This is a genomic window from Mesorhizobium sp. CA8 (assembly GCF_020164955.1).
In the GTDB taxonomy this organism is placed as follows: domain Bacteria; phylum Pseudomonadota; class Alphaproteobacteria; order Rhizobiales; family Rhizobiaceae; genus Mesorhizobium.
Map to the genome: position 1 here is coordinate 76,674 of NZ_JAIUHG010000006.1, position 20,783 is coordinate 97,456.

17 protein-coding genes, 1 tRNA gene and 2 pseudogenes are annotated in these 20,783 nt (G+C 61.5%); 8 read left to right on the forward strand and 12 right to left on the reverse strand.

Features of this window, described 5'->3' with window-relative positions:
• Positions 1–79: 79 nt before the first annotated feature.
• Both LB553_RS08900 and LB553_RS08905 read right to left on the reverse strand, forming a co-directional pair.
• Positions 80–1,588, reverse strand: coding sequence for a recombinase family protein (locus LB553_RS08900; RefSeq protein ID WP_224512419.1), 1,509 nt, complete (start codon positions 1,586–1,588; stop codon positions 80–82).
• A gap of 54 nt (positions 1,589–1,642) precedes the next feature.
• The gene (locus tag LB553_RS08905; RefSeq protein ID WP_224512421.1) at positions 1,643–1,984 is read right to left on the reverse strand and encodes a DUF2147 domain-containing protein; all 342 of its coding nucleotides are present in this window, start codon (positions 1,982–1,984) and stop codon (positions 1,643–1,645) included.
• Positions 1,985–2,416: 432 nt separating this feature from the next.
• Here LB553_RS08905 and LB553_RS08910 point away from each other — a divergent pair, with 432 nt between their 5' ends.
• A complete protein-coding gene (locus tag LB553_RS08910) occupies positions 2,417–2,683 on the forward strand; it encodes a sel1 repeat family protein (RefSeq protein WP_224512422.1) in 267 nt (88 codons plus the stop codon).
• Between the two features lie 363 nt (positions 2,684–3,046).
• Positions 3,047–4,168: an ABC transporter substrate-binding protein gene (locus LB553_RS08915; protein ID WP_224512424.1), complete on the forward strand. Its 1,122-nt coding sequence runs from the start codon at positions 3,047–3,049 to the stop codon at positions 4,166–4,168.
• Between the two features lie 125 nt (positions 4,169–4,293).
• Here the strand turns inward: LB553_RS08915 and LB553_RS08920 are convergent, their stop codons facing one another.
• The 8 genes from LB553_RS08920 to LB553_RS08955 all read right to left on the reverse strand — a co-directional run bounded on the left by LB553_RS08920 (position 4,294) and on the right by LB553_RS08955 (position 12,342).
• Positions 4,294–6,255: an acetyl/propionyl/methylcrotonyl-CoA carboxylase subunit alpha gene (locus tag LB553_RS08920; protein WP_224512426.1), complete on the reverse strand. Its 1,962-nt coding sequence runs from the start codon at positions 6,253–6,255 to the stop codon at positions 4,294–4,296.
• 49 nt (positions 6,256–6,304) lie between these two features.
• Complete coding sequence (locus tag LB553_RS08925; protein WP_318011487.1) at positions 6,305–6,706, reverse strand: hypothetical protein; 402 nt, start codon at positions 6,704–6,706, stop codon at positions 6,305–6,307.
• Between the two features lie 95 nt (positions 6,707–6,801).
• On the reverse strand, positions 6,802–7,332 hold the full coding sequence (locus LB553_RS08930; RefSeq protein WP_224512427.1) for an O-acetyl-ADP-ribose deacetylase: 531 nt from the start codon (positions 7,330–7,332) through the stop codon (positions 6,802–6,804).
• Positions 7,333–7,334: 2 nt separating this feature from the next.
• Positions 7,335–8,942, reverse strand: coding sequence for a carboxyl transferase domain-containing protein (locus LB553_RS08935; protein ID WP_224512430.1), 1,608 nt, complete (start codon positions 8,940–8,942; stop codon positions 7,335–7,337).
• Between the two features lies 1 nt (position 8,943).
• Positions 8,944–10,107, reverse strand: a complete 1,164-nt coding sequence (locus tag LB553_RS08940) for an isovaleryl-CoA dehydrogenase (RefSeq protein WP_224512432.1) — start codon at positions 10,105–10,107, stop codon at positions 8,944–8,946.
• A gap of 49 nt (positions 10,108–10,156) precedes the next feature.
• Entirely contained in the window at positions 10,157–10,798 is a 642-nt protein-coding gene (locus LB553_RS08945; RefSeq protein WP_224512434.1) for a TetR/AcrR family transcriptional regulator, read from the reverse strand.
• An 82-nt stretch (positions 10,799–10,880) separates the two neighbouring features.
• On the reverse strand, positions 10,881–11,162 hold the full coding sequence (locus LB553_RS08950) for an acylphosphatase (protein ID WP_224512437.1): 282 nt from the start codon (positions 11,160–11,162) through the stop codon (positions 10,881–10,883).
• Between the two features lie 67 nt (positions 11,163–11,229).
• On the reverse strand, positions 11,230–12,342 hold the full coding sequence (locus LB553_RS08955) for a pyridoxal phosphate-dependent aminotransferase (protein WP_224512438.1): 1,113 nt from the start codon (positions 12,340–12,342) through the stop codon (positions 11,230–11,232).
• A gap of 217 nt (positions 12,343–12,559) precedes the next feature.
• Between LB553_RS08955 and LB553_RS08960 the strand changes: the two are divergent.
• A pseudogene (locus tag LB553_RS08960) lies at positions 12,560–14,202 on the forward strand (tetratricopeptide repeat-containing sulfotransferase family protein).
• A gap of 609 nt (positions 14,203–14,811) precedes the next feature.
• Here the strand turns inward: LB553_RS08960 and LB553_RS08965 are convergent.
• Entirely contained in the window at positions 14,812–16,026 is a 1,215-nt protein-coding gene (locus LB553_RS08965) for a porin (RefSeq protein WP_224512439.1), read from the reverse strand.
• Between the two features lie 343 nt (positions 16,027–16,369).
• Here LB553_RS08965 and LB553_RS30495 point away from each other — a divergent pair, with 343 nt between their 5' ends.
• From LB553_RS30495 to LB553_RS08985, 5 genes and pseudogenes are all read left to right on the forward strand, one after another.
• Positions 16,370–16,495, forward strand: coding sequence for a hypothetical protein (locus tag LB553_RS30495; RefSeq protein ID WP_263483978.1), 126 nt, complete (start codon positions 16,370–16,372; stop codon positions 16,493–16,495).
• Positions 16,457–16,547, forward strand: a tRNA-Ser gene (locus LB553_RS08970). The genes LB553_RS30495 and LB553_RS08970 overlap by 39 nt, the downstream gene beginning before the upstream one ends.
• Positions 16,548–16,743: 196 nt before the next feature.
• Positions 16,744–17,022, forward strand: a complete 279-nt coding sequence (locus LB553_RS08975) for a GIY-YIG nuclease family protein (protein ID WP_263483979.1) — start codon at positions 16,744–16,746, stop codon at positions 17,020–17,022.
• Positions 17,023–17,144: 122 nt separating this feature from the next.
• The gene (locus tag LB553_RS08980) at positions 17,145–18,293 is read left to right on the forward strand and encodes a porin (protein WP_224512440.1); all 1,149 of its coding nucleotides are present in this window, start codon (positions 17,145–17,147) and stop codon (positions 18,291–18,293) included.
• Between the two features lie 241 nt (positions 18,294–18,534).
• Positions 18,535–19,609, forward strand: a pseudogene (locus LB553_RS08985) (tyrosine-type recombinase/integrase).
• Between the two features lie 33 nt (positions 19,610–19,642).
• Here LB553_RS08985 and LB553_RS08990 read toward each other — a convergent pair.
• Entirely contained in the window at positions 19,643–20,584 is a 942-nt protein-coding gene (locus LB553_RS08990; RefSeq protein WP_224512441.1) for an alpha/beta fold hydrolase, read from the reverse strand.
• Positions 20,585–20,783: the final 199 nt, after the last annotated feature.

Consider the following 20,783-nt stretch of genomic DNA (forward strand, 5'->3'; position numbering starts at 1 on the left):
CTCCATATGACGACATAAAGCACATCTAATATGACGAGTTGCTAATGTTATTCTTGCTACTCTCTATATGGACACCTAATTAGCCGGGCTCCCCGCTGCTGTCGAAAACGATAGCGTGGGTTTGGCCGCTGCGCATGGTGACAAGGGCTCGCCTGAGGGTCTTGCTGTCGCTCTCAAGGTCGATGCGTTCTATCAGGTCACCAAGGAGCCCTTGCGCCGCCTTGCGGTCCTCGCGGGCCAGCCGTTCAATCTCCTCTTGGTCCGCCATAAAATCGTCTACGGCCGCCTCAGCCTCACGAAACCTCGCGTTGTTCTCACGTAGCTTTCCGAGTTCTTGGCGCTTCAATGCGATCTCACGCGAGATAGCATCAGCCTGTGTCGTCAACAGGCGGATGACATCGGCTGAGGAGGCATTGGCAACACCGTCAAGGACGTTCGCCCTCTTAGCTTCGAGGGCGGCCAAGGTGGTCTCTATGGCCTTCACGGGACCGTCAACGGCCTCCGGTTCCTGCGGTATAGGAACGGCCAAGAAGCCAATGCGGCTGACTATCTCCCGTTCGAAGTCCCCATAGTTCCAATTAGGCGCCCGGCAGTCGGTACGCTTAGACATCTTGCCGGTGCATGTGAGATAGCCGAAGGATCGACCACCACGCTTAACAGAGGTGACGGCCATTGAGGAGCCGCACTCCGAGCAATAGACCATGCGGCTGAACAGGTTCGTTGTGTTGCCCACCTGTCGACTGTGCTGTCGGGCCTTGGTCCTCTGGCGTGAGGCCAGCCATTCGCTCTCAGTGATCAGGGCAGGAAAGTAGCCCGGCACCTGCTCGCCTCGAAGGACAAGCGTCCCATAGGCCGCAGGGTTACGCAGCGTCTCGCCCACGACCATCTGAGACCACGTGCCACCTGCTGGGCTTAAGATGCCCTTGGCGTTCAGCGTCTGTGTGATTGTCAACTGGCCGAGACCCTGCTTTGCGAGATCGAACAACAGGCGAGCGTCTGAGGCCCTGGCGTTAAGCTCTTGGGTGTCGCGATCAATCCAGAAGGGAACCTTGGCGAGCTTGATGCGTCCCGCGCGCGCCTTCTCAGCCTTGCGCTTCCAGGCCTCTTGGACACGGTAAGACAGCTTGGCGCTGTACTCATGGGCGGCTTGCATGGCCATGAGGGACATCATGAGACCGGCGAAGTTGTCGTCATATCCCTCGCTGGTGTGGACGCGCTGGTCCGTCAAAGTCACCAGGGTAAGACCTGTGTCCAAGAGATCGAGGAAATAACGGATTGCCCTGGCTGGCTTAACGCGTGTGATGCGGTCGATGTTCTCGACTATGAGGACTACATCATTCGGTATCTTGCCAGACCGGACATCAGCCACGAAGGCACCAAGAGAAGCCTCCAGGTTCGCGCCTTTGAAGGCAGAGACGCCATCGTCCACCAACTGGCGGTCGAGGTCTAGGTCTAGGCCATACTGGGAGCAGAACGCCTTGGCATTGCTGGTCTGTCGGGCAAGGCTGTCGCCCTGGGACTGCTTGCCGGAGGACCAGCGAGCATAAGAGATCGCTTGGCGTCCCTTGAGATTGTGGGGGTGAAGCATGGTTGACGTCTCCGGTTTTGTGCCTTGGAGACGCCGAGGTACCAGTCTGCAGAGTTACTGTCTAGTCCAGGTCTGGCTCTTGCAGATCAGGCCACCGAGCACGCAGCCGCTCATCTTGAGCGTTGTGCCTGTAAGGGTCGCCTTGCCGGAATAGGTCTTGTCGTTCGCCGGGTCGGTGATGTTGCCGGCATATTTGTTGTCGCCGGTCGCCTTTAGCGAGCCGATCGTCTTGCCAGCATATTTGCCGGTCTTGAGCGTGATGGAGAAAGAGCCGCCGCCGCCGATCGTCGCCGTCTCGCCGGACTGCGTCTTCCAACTGCCTTCGATCGGGTCGGCGCACGCGGCACCCGCCATGATCAAGGTGGCCGCCAGGGCCAGGTTCATCTTTCGAAACATCTTGTCCTCCCAATGGATTGCGGTGATTTCGATCCGCCCATCTGCCCCTTACGCTAACGGAAGCTAATCCAGCTCCCGCCAAAACAAAAGCGGTGCCGCCAGGTAAGCTTGGAAGGATTCTCGACGCCCCGACGGCTGGAAATAAACGCGGCCGGAAAAACGCTTCGGTTTCCGTGGTTAGCGAAGTCTTGATTCCGCTTGCGGCAATTTTCATCGAATTTGATGCAAAATGGCGGAAACGCTGGATTCCCATGCTTAACGGTTTTTCGCGTTTACCTCTTGTTTTAGCTTTGTTTTCCTCAAATTAAGCAAGTCATTTAACGACGGATTCAAGGCCAGCCGTCATCCTCGAAAGCATCGAAAGAGCGGCCCGCCCCGAGGGGACACCGGGGGAAAAGGAGGCAGCTCTCGGGAGCCAGACAGGGGATTGAAATGGCACGTTTTGAAATGCTTGAAGACGGCTTCGGCGCCATGGGGGCAACTGCCCAGGCCGACATTCTTCTCGAACTGGGCATGATGTATGCGACCGGCCGCGATTGCGAGACCGACGTCGTTGCCGCCCACAAATGGTTCAATATCGCCGCGATCAAGGGTTCTGTCCGCGCCGCCGAGCTGCGCTCGGAACTATCGGTCACCATGTCGAAGGTCGAGATCGCCACGGCGCTGCGCGAAGCCCGCGAATGGATGACGATGCACTGATCCTGCGGGCAGCGCCTGAAAGTTCGGGAGGACAAGGCCGCGATAGACGGCCGGATGACAAGATCAAGAACGCGGCAGGTCAACGAACCGCAGCCGTGCGACAAAACAGGGAAGCGAGCGGGTTTCAGGCGCGGGGCGTCTGGGGAGCTCGACTGCAAAAGCCGTGACCGACCGAAACAAGGCCGGCACGGCTTTTTGCATTAGGCATGGTAATCATGCGCGTGGCCCAAGCAATCCCAGCCGAAATGAACCAAAACCTTCCGAATTGTCCTCTCGACAGTTTCCGCGAAGGGTGAAATTGTCCCGGCTCTGTGGAAGAAGCGCGGTCATGCCGCCGCGCTCAAGTGGAGGAGTTCTTATATCATGAAAAAATTGGGTATTTTGAGCGCTGCCGTATTTGGCCTGATGATGAGCGCTCCGGTTGCCCTCGCCGACGACATCACCATTTCGGTGGTCGGCCCGATGACCGGTCAGCTCGCCACCATCGGTGACCAGTTCAAGCAGGGTGCGCAGGCTGCGGCCGACGCCATCAATGCCGCCGGCGGCGTCAACGGCTCGAAGATCAAGCTCGACATCGAGGACGACCAGTGCGATCCGAAGCAGGCGGTTTCGGTGGCCAACCGCATCGTCGCCAACGGCGTCAAGTTCGTCGACGGCCATGCCTGCTCGGGCTCGAGCATTCCGGCCTCGGCCGTTTATGCCGAAGCCGGCACGCTGATGATGAGCCCCGCCTCGTCCAACCCGGTGCTGACCGACGCCGCAGCCAAGGCCGGCTGGCCGACCATCATGCGCCTTTACACGCGTGACGATGCGCAGGGCGCCTTCATCGGTCCGTGGATCGCCAAGAAATATGCCGGCAAGAACGTCGTGATCCTGCACGACAAGAGCGCCTACGGCCAAGGCGTTGCCGACGCCGTGAAGGCGACGATGAATGCCGGCGGCCTCAAGGAGGTCGACTATGAAGGCATCAATGCCGGCGAGAAGGATTATTCGGCCCTCGTCACCAAGCTGAAGGGGCTCAAGGCCGACGTCGTCTATTTCGGCGGCTATCACCCCGAGGCGGGCCTCATCCTGAGGCAGGCGGCCGAGCAGAACGTCAAGTTCCAGCTGATCATGCCGGACTCGATCGCTTCGCCGGAATTCTGGCAGGTCGCCGGCCCGGCCGGTGAAGGCACCCTGTTCGTGTTTCCGTCTGACCCGCAGGCCAAGCCCGAAGCGAAGGACGCCGTCGCCAAGATCAAGGCCGGCGGCTTCACGCCTGAAGGCTTCACGCTGTTCTCCTATGCCGTGATTCAGGCTGTGGCCGAAGGCGTCAAGCGCGCCGGCACCGACGATCCGGCCAAGGTCGCCGAGGCGCTCAAGGACGGCAAGCCGATCAGCACCGTGGTCGGCGACGTCGTCTTCGACGAGAAGGGCGACCTGAAGAACGCCAGCTACGACATCAACCAGTGGCACGACGGCAAATACGCACCGATCAAGCCGTAAGCCGGTTCTGCAAGCGAGGAAATGGCCGGGCTCGCCCCGGCCATTTTCGTTTAGCTTTGCTCGTCAAGCGAAGTTGGCGCTGTGCCGCCCACACCAGCAGTTTGGCCCCAAGGTGACCTGGCGTCTCAGCCCTGCACGTCCTCGAAACGCACCAGCACCGTGCCGTCGCTGACCTGCGCGCCTTCGGCCGCGATCTCGGCGATCACGCCGTCATGCGGGGCTGCGATCGTGTGCTCCATCTTCATCGCCTCGAGGATCAGAAGCGGCTGCCCTTTGATCACCGCATCGCCTGCCGCGGCCCGCACCAGCTTGACCAGCCCGGGCATCGGCGCGCGCAGACTGCCTGCGGCGGCTCCCGCCTCGTCGGCCTTGGCCAGCGGATCCGGAACCGTGAACGTATAGCCGATCGCGCCTTCGAAAACGGTGACATGGCCGGGCCAGCGGGCGGCATGCGGCATGGTCCTCAGATCATGCGTGTTCACGGCGTCATGCGGCGCCTCCAGCGCCACCTGGAAGCGACCATCCGGCCGTGCCGAAACCCTGGCCAGGATCTTCTCCTCACCATGACGCAGGCGGATGCGGCGCACGAGCGTGTGGAAATGCGCATAGCCTGAAAGCGTGGACCATGGATCGGCGGCGGGACCGGCCGCGCCGGCATCCGTTGCGGCAAGCGCCGCGGCTGCGATCGTCTCGTCGCTCGGCGCGGGAATGGCGGTGAGCGCCTCCTGGTGCCGGCCGATCAACCCGGTATCGACATCGCCGGCCGCGAAATCGGCGTCGGAAGCGAGCGCCGCCAGGAAGGCGGTGTTGACGGTCGAGCCGGCCACTTCGGTCCGCGCCAGCATCTCGCGCAGGGCATTGAGTGCCGAGGCCCTGTCCTTGGCGTGCACGACCAGCTTGGCGATCATCGGATCGTAGAAAGGCGAGATCGCATCGCCGGCGCGTACGCCGGTCTCGATGCGCATCGCGGCGTTTTCCGGCGCCGCGTCGGGGAATTTGAGATGATGCAGGGTGCCGGTCGCCGGCAGGAAGCCTTTCGCGGCGTCCTCGGCATAGAGGCGCGCCTCGAAAGCGTGGCCCGATAGAGTGATTTCATCTTGCGTCTTAGGGAGCTTTTCGCCGGACGCGACGCGCAACTGCCATTCGACAAGATCGACGCCGGTGATCATCTCGGTGACCGGGTGCTCGACCTGCAGCCGCGTGTTCATCTCCATGAACCAAAAGCGGTCGGCCTTGAGCCCCTGGGAGGCATCGACGATGAACTCGATCGTGCCGGCGCCCGAATAATTGATCGCCTTGGCGGCCTTCACGGCCGCCTCCGTCATCGCCTTGCGCAGCGCAGGCGTCATGCCGGGGGCGGGCGCCTCCTCGATCACCTTCTGGTGGCGGCGTTGCGCCGAGCAGTCGCGTTCGAAAAGATGGACCGCATTGCCGAAATTGTCGCCGAACACCTGCACTTCGATATGGCGCGGCTTGTCGACATATTTTTCCACCAGCACGCGATCGTCGCCGAACGCCGCTTTCGCTTCGCGCCGCGCGCCTGACAGCGCTTCGGAGAAATCGTCTGGGTGGTCGACGCGACGCATGCCCTTGCCGCCGCCGCCGGCGCGCGCCTTGATCAGAACGGGATAGCCGATCTCGCGCGCCTTGGAGGCAAGAAGCACGATTTCCTGCGCTTCGCCGTGATAGCCGGGCACCACCGGCACGCCGGCCTTTTCCATCAGCCGCTTGGCGGCGTCCTTCAATCCCATGACCCGGATCGAGGCGGCGGACGGACCGATGAAGACAAGGCCTGCCGCCGCCACCTGGTCGACGAAGTCGGGGTTTTCCGACAGGAAGCCGTAGCCGGGATGGATGGCCTCGGCGCCGGTGGCGAGCGCCGCCGTCACGATCCCGTCACCGCGCAGATAGCTTTCGCCGACGGGCGAGGGACCGATATGCACCGCCTCGTCGGCCATCTCGAGATGGAGCGCGCAAGCATCCGCGTCGGAATAGACGGCGACCGTGCGCACACCGAGCCTGCGGGCGGTGCGGATGACGCGGCAGGCGATCTCGCCGCGATTGGCGATCAGGATCTTGCCGAACATGGAGCCTCCCGGTTTTGCTTCGGGCGGCACCAGTCCTGCAGGCGCCGGCCTATTTCGAAGCGGCGATGGCGCAGCCGCCGCTCGCGGTTCTGACCTTCCACTTTTTCAGGCCGTACTGGCAGTTGCGCAAGGCGATCTCTTCCGCCGCCTTCTGGGTCGGCGCGTTGAGTTTCGCGCCGCAGATGATATAAAGATCGACGACGCGCGAATAGAAGGTCGTCGCGTAGGCCGAATGCCCGCTCGCCGCTTTGAAGGCGAGATAGGCTTTGTAGCAGGCTTCCTTTGGATCCAGCGATAAATTCGGAGCAAACCGTTTGTCGCCGATCTTGCCCGCCAACGATTCTGCCGCCACGGCAGCAGGTACCGCAAATATTAGAAGTCCGAAAAGTATCCAGGCAATCGACTTGCCGCAATATTTCAAGGTCATTTTTACCCAACCCCATTTGCCCAATGCAAGTCGAGGAATAACGAATATCTTTCGCCTGCGCCAGCGGGCGTCTGGGAATTCGCATTTGCCTGCATTGAGGAATCGGTTGGCTCATAAGCTCAGCCTTCACCTGTATCAGCAACGGTCCGCCGGTAAATCTCCGCCGTCTGCTCATCGAAGCAGCAGAAAGTAATGACATCCGGCATCGCGTTTTCCCGCAGGAAGGCGCTTACGGTGCCGACGGCGATCTCCGTAGCCTGGTCTTTCGGATAGCCGTAAATACCGGTCGAGATCGCCGGAAATGCCACCGTCCGGCAGTCTTGGTCACGCGCGATTTCGAGCGAACGCCGGTAACAGGAGGCGAGCAGCTCGGCTTCGCCCTTGCCGCCGCCTTGCCAGACCGGCCCGACCGTGTGGATGACGTAAAGCGCCGGCAGGCGATAGGCTTTGGTCAGCTTGGCGTCGCCGGTCTTGCAGCCGTGAAGCGTGCGGCATTCGGCGACCAGCTCCGGCCCGGCCGCGCGATGAATGGCGCCATCCACGCCGCCTCCTCCGAGCAGCGAGGAATTGGCGGCATTGACGATGGCGTCGACCGCGAGCTTGGTGATATCGCCGGTGTGGATGCGGATTCTGTCGCTGAGGGCACCCATCGTCACATCCTGAACACGCCGAATTTCGTCTCCTCAATCCCGGCATTAAGCGCGGCAGAGAGGCTGAGCGCCAGCACGTCGCGGGTTTTGGCCGGATCGATGATGCCGTCGTCCCAGAGCCGCGCAGATGAATAGAGCGGGTGGCCCTCATGCTCGTATTTCATCAGGATCGGCTTCCTGAACTTCGCCTCCTCCTCGGCGCTCCATTCACCGCCCTTGCGCTCGATGCCTTCGCGTTTGACCATGGCAAGCACGGTGGCCGCCTGCTCTCCGCCCATCACCGAGATGCGCGCGTTGGGCCACATCCACAGGAAGCGGGGTGAATAGGCGCGGCCGCACATGCCGTAATTGCCGGCGCCGAACGAGCCGCCGATGATCACCGTGAGCTTCGGCACCTTCGCGGTGGCGACCGCCATCACCAGCTTGGCGCCGTCCTTGGCGATGCCGCCGGCCTCGTATTTTCGCCCGACCATGAAGCCGGTGATGTTCTGCAGGAAGATCAGCGGAATGCCGCGCTGGCAGCAGAGCTCGATAAAATGAGCGCCCTTGAGCGCGCTTTCGGAAAACAGCACGCCGTTGTTGCCAATGATGCCGACCGGCATGCCGTGCAGATGGGCAAAGCCGGTGACCAACGTCGTGCCGTAGTTCTGCTTGAACTCGTCGAACTCCGAACCGTCGACGAGCCGCGCAATCACCTCGCGCACGTCATAGGGCTGGCGCAGATCCGTCGGCACGATGCCGTAGAGTTCGGCCGGATCGTAAAGCGGTTGAATCGGCTTCTGCAAATTCAGGCTTAGGGCCTTGTTCCGATTCAGGTTCCGGACGATGCGCCGGCAAATGGCCAAGGCGTGCTCGTCGTCCATGGCGTAGTGGTCGGCGACGCCGGAAAGCCTGGTGTGCACATCGGCGCCGCCGAGCTCCTCGGCGCTGACATCCTCGCCGGTCGCGGCCTTCACCAGCGGCGGGCCGCCGAGAAAAATGGTCGCCTGGTTGCGCACCATGATCGTCTCGTCCGACATCGCCGGCACATAGGCGCCGCCCGCCGTGCAGGAACCCATCACGCAGGCGATCTGCGGGATGCCGGCCGCCGACATGTTGGCCTGGTTATAGAAGATGCGGCCGAAATGCTCGCGGTCGGGGAAGACCTCGTCCTGGTTCGGCAGATTGGCGCCGCCGCTGTCGACCAGATAGACGCAGGGCAAATTGTTCTGCAGCGCGATCTCCTGCGCCCTGAGATGCTTCTTCACCGTCAACGGATAATAGGTGCCGCCCTTCACAGTGGCGTCGTTGACGACGACCATCACTTCCGTGCCCTCGACGCGCCCGACGCCGGTGATGATGCCAGCCGACGCAATGTCCTCGCCATACATCGACCACGCCGCGAACTGGCCGACCTCGAGGAAGGGCGAGCCGGCGTCGAGCAACTGCGCCAACCGCTCGCGCGGCAAAAGCTTGCCGCGTGAGACGTGCCGTTCGCGCGCCTCATCGGAGCCGCCACGCTCGACGCTTGCAGCCTTCTCGGCGATGTCGGCGACCAGCGCGCGCATGCGCTCGGCATTGGCGCGGAAGGTTTCGGAGGAGGAGGATATCTGGGTTTGCAGTGTGGCCACGTTAAACCCCCTCCGCCATGATCTCGCGGCCGATCAGCCAACGGCGGATCTCGCTGGTGCCGGCACCGATCTCGTAGAGCTTGGCATCGCGCAGCAGCCGCCCCGTCGGATAGTCGTTGATGTAGCCGTTGCCGCCGAGCAGCTGGATGGCGTCGAGCGCCATCTGCGTCGCTTTCTCGGCGGCGAACAGCACACAGCCGGCGGCGTCCTTGCGCGAGGTCTCGCCGCGGTCACAGGCGGCCGCAACCGCGTAGACGTATGCCCGCGCGGCATTCATCGTCGAGTACATGTCGGCGAGCTTGCCCTGGACCAGCTGGAACGTACCGATCGGCTGGCCGAACTGCTTGCGCTCATGCACGTAAGGCACAGCGACGTCGAGGCAGGCCGCCATCAGCCCGATCGGGCCCCCGGACAGCACCGCGCGTTCATAGTCGAGCCCCGACATCAGCACCTCGACGCCGCGCCCTTCCTCATGCAGAACGTTCTCGAACGGCACCTCGACATCCTCGAAGACGAGCTCGCCGGTGTTGGAGCCGCGCATGCCGAGCTTGTCGAGTTTCTGCGCGACCGAAAAGCCCGCCATTTCTTTTTCGACGATGAAAGCGGTGATGCCGCGCGCATGACGTTCCGGATCGGTCTTTGCGTAGACCACCATCGTTGCGGCGTCCGGGCCGTTGGTGATCCACATTTTCGAACCGTTGAGCACGTAGCGGTCGTTGCGCTTTTCGGCGCGCAGGCGAAGCGACACCACGTCCGAGCCCGCGCCTGGTTCCGACATCGCCAGCGCGCCGACCGTCTCGCCCGAGCAAAGGGCAGGCAGATACTTCTCCTTCTGCGCCGGCGTGGCCCATCGATTGATCTGGTTGACGCAGAGGTTTGAATGCGCGCCATAGGAGAGGCCGACCGAGCCGGACGCGCGCGAAATCTCCTCCATCGCGACGACGTGCGCGAGATAGCCCATGCCGCTGCCGCCGAAGTCCGGATCGGCGGTGATGCCGAGCAGGCCGAGCCCGCCGAGTTCGGCCCACAGATGGGTGGGAAACTCGTTGGAGCGGTCGATCTCCGCCGCGATCGGCGCGATCCTGTCCTGGGCGAAGCGCCGCACGGTATCGCGCAGCGCCTCGATGTCAGGATCCAATCCGAAGCTGAGCGTATTCGTGTACATGCCGTTCCTCCCTGCGCACGCCCCGGTCTTCGCGGGGATCATGCCTCAATCAGAGTGCCACGGCGGCGCGCCCGAAAGGACGCGCGGTGCCATGGCTGATTGTCGCGCCGACCAGGCGCATTGTCATCGAAAGATATGATGCCGTGACTTCAGCGACCGACAGCCGTTCGCCCGGACGGAACCAGACGATGACGCCGGTCATCATCTGGATCAGCGCCATAGCGGTCAGGCCTGTATCGTCGATCTCGAAAGCGCCGGCCTCAGTGCCGTCGCGCAAGATCGTGCGCAGTTCCTTCTCATAGGCCGTGCGCATCTTGAGGATCTGCGTCAGCCTTTCATGCGACAGGCTGCGCAACTCCATGTTGGAGACATGGGTGGCGTGGCGCCGCTCGATGTGGAACGCGATGTGGTTCTCGACATAAGCGGCAAGCCGGGTGACCGGATCTGCGCTCGCCGGTCGCGCCGTTGCCCAAGCCTTGAGAAGACCTTCCATATGCTCTCGCATCAAGGTGAAAAGCAGATCTTCCTTAGTCGGGAAATAGCGATATAGCGCAGCCGCCTGCACGCCGACCTCCGCCGCCAGCTGCCGCATCGACATCGCCTCGTAGCCGAGGCGCGCGATCAGGCTGACCGCCGCCTCGCGGACGGCCGCTTCGGTTTTTCCCCCGTCGGAACCTGTGGTGCGCGCCATGTTCGCCTCCAGCGAAATTAATAAAACGAACGTTCAATTAATTCAAGCCTTTTGATCTCCTCTTGGAGGGGAAGATACTGGCTTAGACGATGATCTTGAAATCCGTGGGCGCGTCGTCGGCCGCTTCCTCGATCTCGACTTTCGAGACGAGCGCGCCCCGCGGCCCTTGCCACAGGCGTTCGATCATCGCCGTGACGGCGGCATCGGCGCCGGCGATCAGCGCGGTGACCGAGCCGTCAGGTTCGTTGCGCACCCAACCCGTCAGCCCGAGACGTATCGCTTCTGCGCGCGCCCAGACGCGGTAGCTCACACCTTGCACCGTGCCGGAAATGCGCGTCCGAACGATCCTATGTTCGCATTGCATGCCTGTGCTCCGCGTTGCACTTGGCGGAATCTGGCACACCAAAAAGCAAAGGCAACAGGGGACTAGGTCAGTTCCCCTGCGCCGCAGCCAGCGCGCCCGGCAACTCCTCGGCGAAGATGTCGAGCTCATGGTCGAGGCCGACACTGACCCGAATGCAGCGGTCGAGCCGTGGCGCCATCGGTTTGCGGATGAACACGTCGCGCGACAGGATGCCCTGCATCACTTTCAGCGCGAAGGCGCCATCGCTGCCGCAGTCGATGGTCACGAAATTGGTTGCCGACGGCAACGGCTTGAGATCGTTCTGCCTGGCGATGGCTGAAATGCGCTCGCGGCCTGCCGCCACGCGCGTCACCACCGAGCGCAGGTAATCCTGGTCGGCCAGCGCCTCGAGGCCGGCGATCTGCGCCATGCGGCTGACGCCGTAGTGATTGCGGATCTTCTCGAAGTCGCGGATCACCTCTGCCTCAGCCACGGCGTAGCCGCAGCGTATGCCGGCCAGACCGTAAGCCTTGGAGAAGGTGCGCATACGGATGACGTTCGGCCGCGCGACGTCTATCGCCGGCAGCGCCGAGGCCGGCCCCAACTCGCCATAGGCCTCGTCGAGCACCAGCATGGTGGTTTCCGGGAGTGCTTCGATGAAGCGGACGACATCCGGCGCCTCCCACCAGCTTCCCATCGGATTGTCGGGGTTCGAAAGATAGACCAGCGGCGCCTTTTCGCTCGCGACCTTGGCGAGAAGCCCGTCCAGGTCCTCTTTGTCATTGGCATAGGGAACCGTCACCAGGCGGCCGCCGACGCCGGCGATATGGAAATTGAAGGTCGGGTAGGCACCGAGCGAGGTGACCACGGCATCGCCGGGGCCAACATACATGCGCGCCACCAGGCCGAGCAGGCCGTCGATGCCTTCGCCCACGACCACGTTTTCGATCGCCACGCCGTGATGCGCGGCGGCCGCCACCTTCAGCTCGTAATTGTCGGGATCGCAATACATCCACTGGTCGCGGGCGACGCTCTCCATGCGCGCGATGACGCGCGGCGAAGGCCCGAAACTGCTTTCATTGGCGCCGATGCGGGCCCGGAACGGCCGCCCGCGCTCGCGCTCCTGCGCCTCCGGGCCGACGAACGGCACCGTGGTCGGAAGCGCGCCGATGATCGGCGTGAGGGAGGGGCGACGAAGCATGGCACAGGCTCGCGTGGAAATGGCGTTCTTGCTAGCGTGATGGTTGATTGGGCGCAAGCTGGATTGAAACCGCTGGACGCGTTCTTGCCCGCGTGGGCGAAGGACGCAAACGTCACTGAAAGCATGGGCTGCGCGTTGAGCTTGGACTGGATTCCACCCGCGCTTTTTGGTAGCAGACACCATGAACAATCGTCTGCCGCCCGCCTAGTCCAAACACTTGAAATCCGGCCCAGCGCCGAAACCCAGATGGCCACAGGCAAGCCCGCCTCTGCCGAGCCTCAAGCAGGCAAATTCGCTCGCCCGCGCACAGGCCGACGACGCTTTGCTGGCGAAAGCCTATGAGTGTCAACAAGCCAAACGACTCGATGAAGCGCAGGATCTATGTTTCCAGGTGCTGGCTCGAACGCCAAACCATCCGCTGGCTCTCTACATCATGGGCACCGTTTGCCTCGGCTACGACGATGAGGCGGCGCTGCGCTATTCGGACGCGCGATCGCTGAGGAGCCTAAGAACCCTTACTACCATCTTAGCCTCGGCGAGGCATATGCCAAGCTGAGTGAATATTCGGCAGCGATCAACCATATTCAGTATGCCTTGGAAGTGCAGCCCGATCTCATAGAGGCGCTTTGCGCCCTGGGGCGCGTCTACACCCAGTTCGACAAACCCGACCTGGCTTTGCCATTGTACGAGAAGGCGCTGAAGATCAACCGCGACCATCCCAAGGCGCGGATCGGAATAGCGGCCGCGCTGACCGGTCTTGGGCGGATGGATGAGGCCGCTTCCTATCTCAAGGAGGCGATCGAACGCGGCATCGACGCGGCGGCCGCCTACTACGACCTTGTGCAAACCCGAAAGTTCACGGAGGAGCCCGCCGAACTCCAGGCGATCCTTCGTGAGCTGAACAGTCCGGGGCTTAAGCCGGAGGCCAGAGCCAGCCTCAACTACGCCGCCGGTAAGGTGGAGAACGACCTCAAGCGCTATGCGGAAGCCTTCGACCATTTCAAGAAGGCGAAGCAAGCGGAAGGTTACAAATTCGACATCGATCAGTACCGTCGATTCATAGACCTGACGATTGAAACCTTCACGCCGGAGCTGTTTGCCGCAAGGTCTGGCTACGGCAATCCTTCCGAAGCGCCTGTGTTCGTGGTGGGCATGCCGCGCTCGGGAACGACGCTTACCGAACAGATCTGCGCCAGTCATCCCGAGGTTCATGGCGCCGGGGAGTTGAGCAAGCTTAGACGAGTTGCGAATGCAATCGGCCTGCAACCCTCTGTCTCGGATTTCAACAAGCCGATCGGGACGATTACCGAAGGCTTGTCCAGGACGTTGGCGGAAGAGCACCTTACCTATCTGCGGGAGCGCGCTCCGACGGCGCAGCGCATCGTAGATAAGATGCCGCACAATTTCGAATTGATCGGCCTTCTCACATTGCTCTTTCCCAAGGCGCGCATCATTCACTGTCGCCGCGATGCGATCGATAACTGCGTATCGTGCTATGTCCTGCCGTTCAGCTCGGCACACAGCTATAACACCGACCTGCAGGCGCTGGGCCTGTACTATCGCGAGTACGACCGCTTGATGCGTCACTGGAACGAGGTTTTCCCAGGCCGTATTTTCGAGAATCGTTATGAGACGCTTGTGGAGGACCAGGAGGCACAGTCGCGCCGGCTGATAGATTATCTCGGCCTGCCTTGGGATGATGCGTGCCTTCGTTTCTTCGACAGGGAAGGGGCCGTTACCACCCCCAGCCGCTGGCAGGTTCGTCAGCCGATCTACAAATCCTCCGTCAAGCGCTGGAAGAATTTTGAGGGCGAGATCAAACCGCTGATCGAAGCACTAGGCGACCTCGCCGACGTTTGATTTCGGCCACCGGAACGGGCTGCGGCGAGCCAGTTGCTCGATGCGAGATATTCTGACGACTTGGGCACTGCTGCCTTGACCAGTTCGAGGAATGAGAAGCACGCGATACGGGTCAGCGGTGATCGCTCCCTCCGTGGCCCGTCCTTCGGCAAATGCGAAGGCTGGAGTGGATGTCTCCTCACAAGTGGAGAGACTGCAAGCTTCGACCCTCGATGCTGCGACGTTGACGATTGGCAACCGCGTTGGGGAGTGTTCGATCTGCTCCCAAGCGAAGAGACGTCGCGCAGGGTTAGAGTAGGGCAGTCGCATATGGAGTTTATCGGAAGGCCAACACAAGCCCGAGGATGACGCCAAGACATGCCGGGTGGTCCGAACTCCCAAAGCCATATACGACTGCCCTGAGGGTCAGAGGGGCTGTTCCCGCCGGAGTTGAAGCTCTTCACCGACGCTGCATTTCGACGGTGTCGAATGCCAAACGACGCCTTCGACATTGCTGATGCAACACCCAAACTGCGCCAGCGGTTTGGCACCTCACAATGCATGAAAACAGAAAGAAAAACCCCGGCGGCTGCCCGCCGGGGTTCTCTCGTCTTCCAGAAATATCTGGTCTTAGAAGTCGCGCTGGAAGCGGAGGATACCGCCGACGCTGTTCTTCTTGGTGGCCGGCGTAAAGGCAAAGTTCTCCGGACCAGCATCGCCAAAGCGACCTGCATGCAGGTAGTCGACTTCGGCCGTAACCGTGAAGCCCGGGACAACGGTGTAAGCGACGTTCGCGGCAACGCCGACGTTCTTCCAATCGTCAGCCGAGGCCTGGATGTTGAACGCGGTCTTCTCGTTGAACTTGTAGGTACCGCCGCCCCACACAGCCCAGTTGCCGCCCCACGGCTTGTAGAAGCCGCGACCGCCTGCATAGTGCAAGTAGGTGGTGTCGCTGAGGTTGTCATCCGTGCCGTAGCCCGCCATGATGAACAGCGACAGGGCGTCGTTGACATTCACGTCCAAGCGGACCTTGCCGGACACTTCCTCATAGTTGCTGTCATAGGCGATGACGCCGGTGATCGCGCCCCAGCCCTGCGTCCACTTCACGCCGCCGACGATGTGCGGCACATAGGAGTCGATCGCACCTGCGCCGTAGTAGTGGCCGTAGTTGGCGGCTGCACCAGCACCAACGCCGAGAGGATCCCTAAGAGTGCCCGCACCCGCACCTTCTTCGAGCGAGACCACCGCCGAGAAGCCGTTGCCGGCATCGAAGTAGTACTGCACGACGTTGGTGTCGAAGCCGCCATAGGGGATCAGCGTATCCTGGATGACGTTGCCGGCGTAGCCGACGAAGGTATCGAAAGCCGATTCGTCCTTACCGACGCGCAGGCCGCCGAGCTGGATCCAGGCAAAGTTCAGCGAGGTGCTGTTACCCGGGGCATTAACAAACGGGGTCGTGTCGCTGTTGCTGTTGCCGAAGTTCCAGCGGGTCTCGGTGTAGGTCTTCAACGTGCCGAGCTCGGTTTCCTGACCGGTCCAGGTCTTCAGCGTGAAGCGGGCGTTCTTCTTCCAGGTACCCTGGCTGTCGCCGTCCTTGACGTCGGCGCCACGAGCACCGTCGAACGAGCCCAAATCGCCGCCAGCCGCATCGTAGCGGATGTAGCCACCGATGCGCAGGCAGGTTTCGGTGCCCGGGATGTAGAAGTAGCCGGCGCCGTAGACGTCGCAGATCTTGACGTATTCGGCCGGTTCCGGCTCGGCGACGGTCACCGCGTCGGCGGCGCGAGCACCGGAAACTGCGATCAGGGCCGCAGCTGAGCCGAGAAGAAGGCTCTTGATGTTCATTTTCTGACCTCCAGTCAAAAGTTAAAAAACGGGTCTGGGTATTTTTGCTGAAGGACAGCGTTCCCTGCCCCATCCCCACTACCGAAAAAGATGCGCACCGCGCCGAAGCTGACATTACCCATGAGCCGGCGCCGTTCAACCACGATCGTATCGGCGCACGGGCTGTCCGGACGCTATTATTGCACAAATGACACGATTTGGCCTCACTCAGAAAGCTCTCGTTAACCATCGAGGGCCGCGCACCGGCTGAATCCCCCCGAATCCGGCAAAGGACCGACCGAAATGCGGCGGGCGGCTGAGTCGACCGCCAGGCGATTGCCGCAGAATCGCCACCTGAAGCGACATGAGCGCGAAAGTCCGCCGATTTTTCGCCGATTATCGCGCCGGCTTGTTGATTGTGCCCGCGCTTTTCTTTATCCAGCGGCGCGACGGAGAGGTGGCCGAGTGGTCGAAGGCGCTCCCCTGCTAAGGGAGTAGAGGTCAAAAGCTTCTCGTGGGTTCGAATCCCATCCTCTCCGCCATCCTGCTTCGCTCTCCGAGCTTCGCAGGACAAGCCCCAACGTTTGCGCGAAGCAGGATGGCGGAGAGGATGCCCTCCGAAGCCTTGGCGAAGGAGGGCCACAACGCTTCCACTTCGCTGACACGTTCCAACGCCGCTTCTGTCCGAGCTTCGCAGGACAAGCCCTAACGTTTACGCGAAGCAGGATGGCGGAGAGGATGCCCTCCAAAGCCTTGGCGAAGGAGGGCCGGGTGGTGTGGTACGTGTATCTGATTGAGAGCGAAGCCGCGGAGGGCGAGCGCTATATCGGCATCACGTCGGACCTGAAGCAACGACTTGTCGACCATAACTCCGGAAAATCCAATCACACTTCCAAGTTCCGGCCCTGGCGAGTCGTCACTTACGTCGCTTTCTCGGACCAAGCCAAAGCGACTTCTTTCGAGCGCTACCTCAAATCCGGATCCGCCCATGCGTTCGCCAACAAACGTTTTTGGTGAGATGGTCGCGGGCACATACTGAACTCATTTTTTCGAAAAAAAATCGTAGTAACAATGAGTTGACTCCCAAGCAGGTCGGACTGGCTCGTTTTTCCCGTCCGATTCTGACTGGAGGTCAGAAAATGAACATCAAGAGCCTTCTTCTCGGCTCAGCTGCGGCCCTGATCGCAGTTTCCGGTGCTCGCGCCGCCGACGCGGTGACCGTCGCCGAGCCGGAACCGGCCGAATACGTCAAGATCTGCGACGTCTACGGCGCCGGCTACTTCTACATCCCGGGCACCGAAACCTGCCTGCGCATCGGTGGCTACATCCGCTACGATGCGGCTGGCGGCGATTTGGGCTCGTTCGACGGTGCTCGTGGCGCCGACGTCAAGGACGGCGACAGCCAGGGTACCTGGAAGAAGAACGCCCGCTTCACGCTGAAGACCTGGACCGGTCAGGAAACCGAGCTCGGCACGTTGAAGACCTACACCGAGACTCGCTTCAATTTCGGCAACCAGGGTGGCTTGGGTCACACCTTCAGTATCGATGGCGTCAGTATTCCCGGTGGCACGGACAATTTCGCCTACAACAAGGGCGTCTCACTGAACTTCGCCTGGATCCAGCTCGGTGGCCTGCGCGTCGGTAAGGACGAATCGGCTTTCGACACGTTCATCGGCTACGCCGGCAACGTCATCCAGGATACGCTGGTTCCTTATGGCAGCTTCGACACCAACGTCGTTCAGTACTACTTCGATGCAGGCAATGGCTTCTCGGCCGTGGTTTCGCTTGAAGAGGGTTCTAGCAGCTACACCATCGACAGCTATGTGCCGCATGTCGTCGGTGGCGTGAAGTACACACAGGGCTGGGGTGCCATCACCGGTGTTGCAGCCTATGACAGCAACTTCGGAGAGTTTGCTGGTAAGGTCCGCTTGGACGTGAATGCCACCAACGAACTGTCGCTGTTCGTCATGGGCGGTTACGGCGGTGAGGATTTCAACGTTGGCGGCTTCCAGCCAAATCCGTCGGGGCACAACTTCTTCAAGCTTTGGGACGGCAACTGGGCTGTCTGGGGCGGTGGCTCTTACAAGTTCAACGAGAAAGCCTCGTTCAACGTCCAGGCGTCGTATGACGAAGGCAAGAAGTTTGGCCTCGCGGCCAACGTTGCCTACACCTTGGTTCCTGGCTTCACGGTTACTGGCGAAGTCGACTACATCAATGCGTCCGCCAGCGACTATCATGGCAAGTTCGACGGCATCGGCGGCATGATCCGCTTCCAGCGCGACTTCTAAGGGCTGGACGTGCACAGGTGAAATCCAGCCCGGGCGTTTTCTTGCCCGGGCTGGATTTGTTTTCGTGACTGGGTGAGGGCAAACGAAAGACGAGAAGGGGGTACTGGTAGCTGAAGTCTGTGAAATGGTTTCGTCGGGATCCGCCGTCTGGCGGTTGAAATCATTTTGTCGGACAAAAACTCTTGAAAGGACGCTTCCAAGCGGGTAGCTGTGCCTATCCACTCGGGGGTGTGGTCAAAAAATGACGAACGAAGCGATTCAAGAGGGGGGTCCTCTGCTCACTTTGCGGTCTTTTCTTCTCAGAACTCGAACTTTCGATACACGTACAACAAGTTCAGAGAAGTAAAGTCGTATAGGTCGGGGAGCTTTTTGCAGCTTATCGAGATATACTCTGGGATGACGGGCGGCATAAATACAATGTCAGCTCTTTCATCGGTGAAATAGACGAGATTCTTCTTGGAGATCGTTTCAGCACCTTTGACCAGAATACCCTGGACAATCTTATCGGCACATTGCGCCAGCGCGGCAACAGCAACGCAACCATCAATCGCAAGATGGCTGCACTCAGCAAATTGCTGCGTAAGGCGCATAAGATGGGAGATATCCACAGCCTGCCCGAGTTCCGCCGCCAGAAGGAGCGGGCGGGACGGATTCGTTTCCTGGAAAGGGACGAAGAGGCGAGGCTGTTCGCCACGATCCGCAGCCGCAGCGAGGATGCTTACAGGCTTTCCGTCTTCCTGGTCGATTCCGGCTGCCGCCTCGGCGAGGCGCTCGGCCTGATCTGGAACGACATCCAGGAACACCGGGTCTCGTGCTGGATCACCAAGTCCGGCCGCAGCCGCACCATTCCGATGACGGAGCGCGTCAAGGAAGTCATCAAGCTGCCGCCGAACACCGAAGGACGCCGGCCGAAAGGCCCGTTCACCAAGCTCACCCAGGCGCAGTACCGCGCCATCTGGAACGACGCGAAGACGGAAGTCGGTCTCGGCGCCGACGAGCAGGTGGTGCCGCATATCCTGCGTCACACTTGCGCTTCCCGCCTCGTTCAGGGCGGTATCGACATAAGGCGCGTCCAGATGTGGCTGGGCCACCAGACCTTGTCGATGACCATGCGTTACGCCCACCTGGCCACCAACGATCTCGACGGCTGCGTCACCGTCCTCGAGAAGCCGCGCAGTCAGGAGTCGTCGCCTCGGTCGGCGGAGAACTCTATGTTCGCTTCGCCCCTCACCACGCCGACCTCCGCCCCAGCGTCTCGGAAAGCGAAAGGGTCGGAACCGGCCAAGACGCCCCGCAAGCGTTCGAAAGGCGAATAGGCCGGTCGGATCGGCCCGGCTGGCGGAGAAATTCTATACTTCAGGAGAAAAGCCCGGGCCGATGTAGGCTCGGGCATCACTTTTGTGTGGCTCGATTTTCTTCTCGATCGAGAAATGCGCGATCCTTTCCGGCAAATCGCCGGTTTCGAGGAAGGGCGCGTGGCCCTGGCCTTCGACGGTGATCGATTCCATGCCGGGATGCCGCTCCTGCATCTCTTGAAGCGTCGCCGTGGATAGCAGTTTCGAGTTCGCGCCGCGAATGGCAAGCAGCGGAGTCGCGGCGAGCGCGTCAAATTGCGGCCACAGATCCGGCAGCGGCTTGCCGAAATCGATGCCGGCCAGCGTGTCGACCAGGGCCGGATCGAAATCCGGCACCCAGCCGGCCTCCGTCTCACGGCAGATTGCCCGGACCATCCGCGCCCAGTCGACATCGGTGAGCGCCGGGAAATCGGCGCCATGCACGCGCCGCTGAGCATCCACCGCTTCGGCGAATGTCTTCGGTTTCGGCGCGCGGTCGAGATAGGAGCGGATATGGGCGAGGCCCTCGACCCCGATCACCGGGCCGATGTCGTTCAGCACGATGGCCTTCAGGACGGCCGGCTTCAATGCCCCGAGCACATGGATGATCAACCCGCCGCGCGAGGTGCCGATGAAGGCGGCCTGCTCGATGCCGAGCGCCGACAGTCCGGCAAGCACGTCGCCAGCTTCGACCCCAACATTATAATGGCCGATATCGGGATCGTGGTCGGATTGCCCGCGGCCTCGGTAGTCGAAGGCGACGACTTTCCGCGGGTTCTTGGCCCGATTGGAAAGATAGAGCGCCAGCTCATGGAAGTCGCGGGCGTTGCGGGTGAGGCCGGGCAGGCAGACGACCGGCCAACTGCCGGCATTCGCTTCGCCATAGATCCGGGCATGGAGTCTTAAACCATCGGGGGCAGTGTAAAAGAAGTCGGAGAAACCTTCGCCGCTCGCCATCGCAATGCCGCTCCTCACTGGGGTCATCGACAGCTACAGGCGAGGGCAGGGGTCGTCAAACACTCTTCGCCTTCTCCCCTTGCGGGAGAAGGTGGATCGGCGCGAGAGCGCCGAGACGGATGAGGGGTGCTGGAAGGAATGAGACCGCGGCGATTTCAGACATACCGCCAAGCTGAACACCGCTCATCCGACCGAGCTT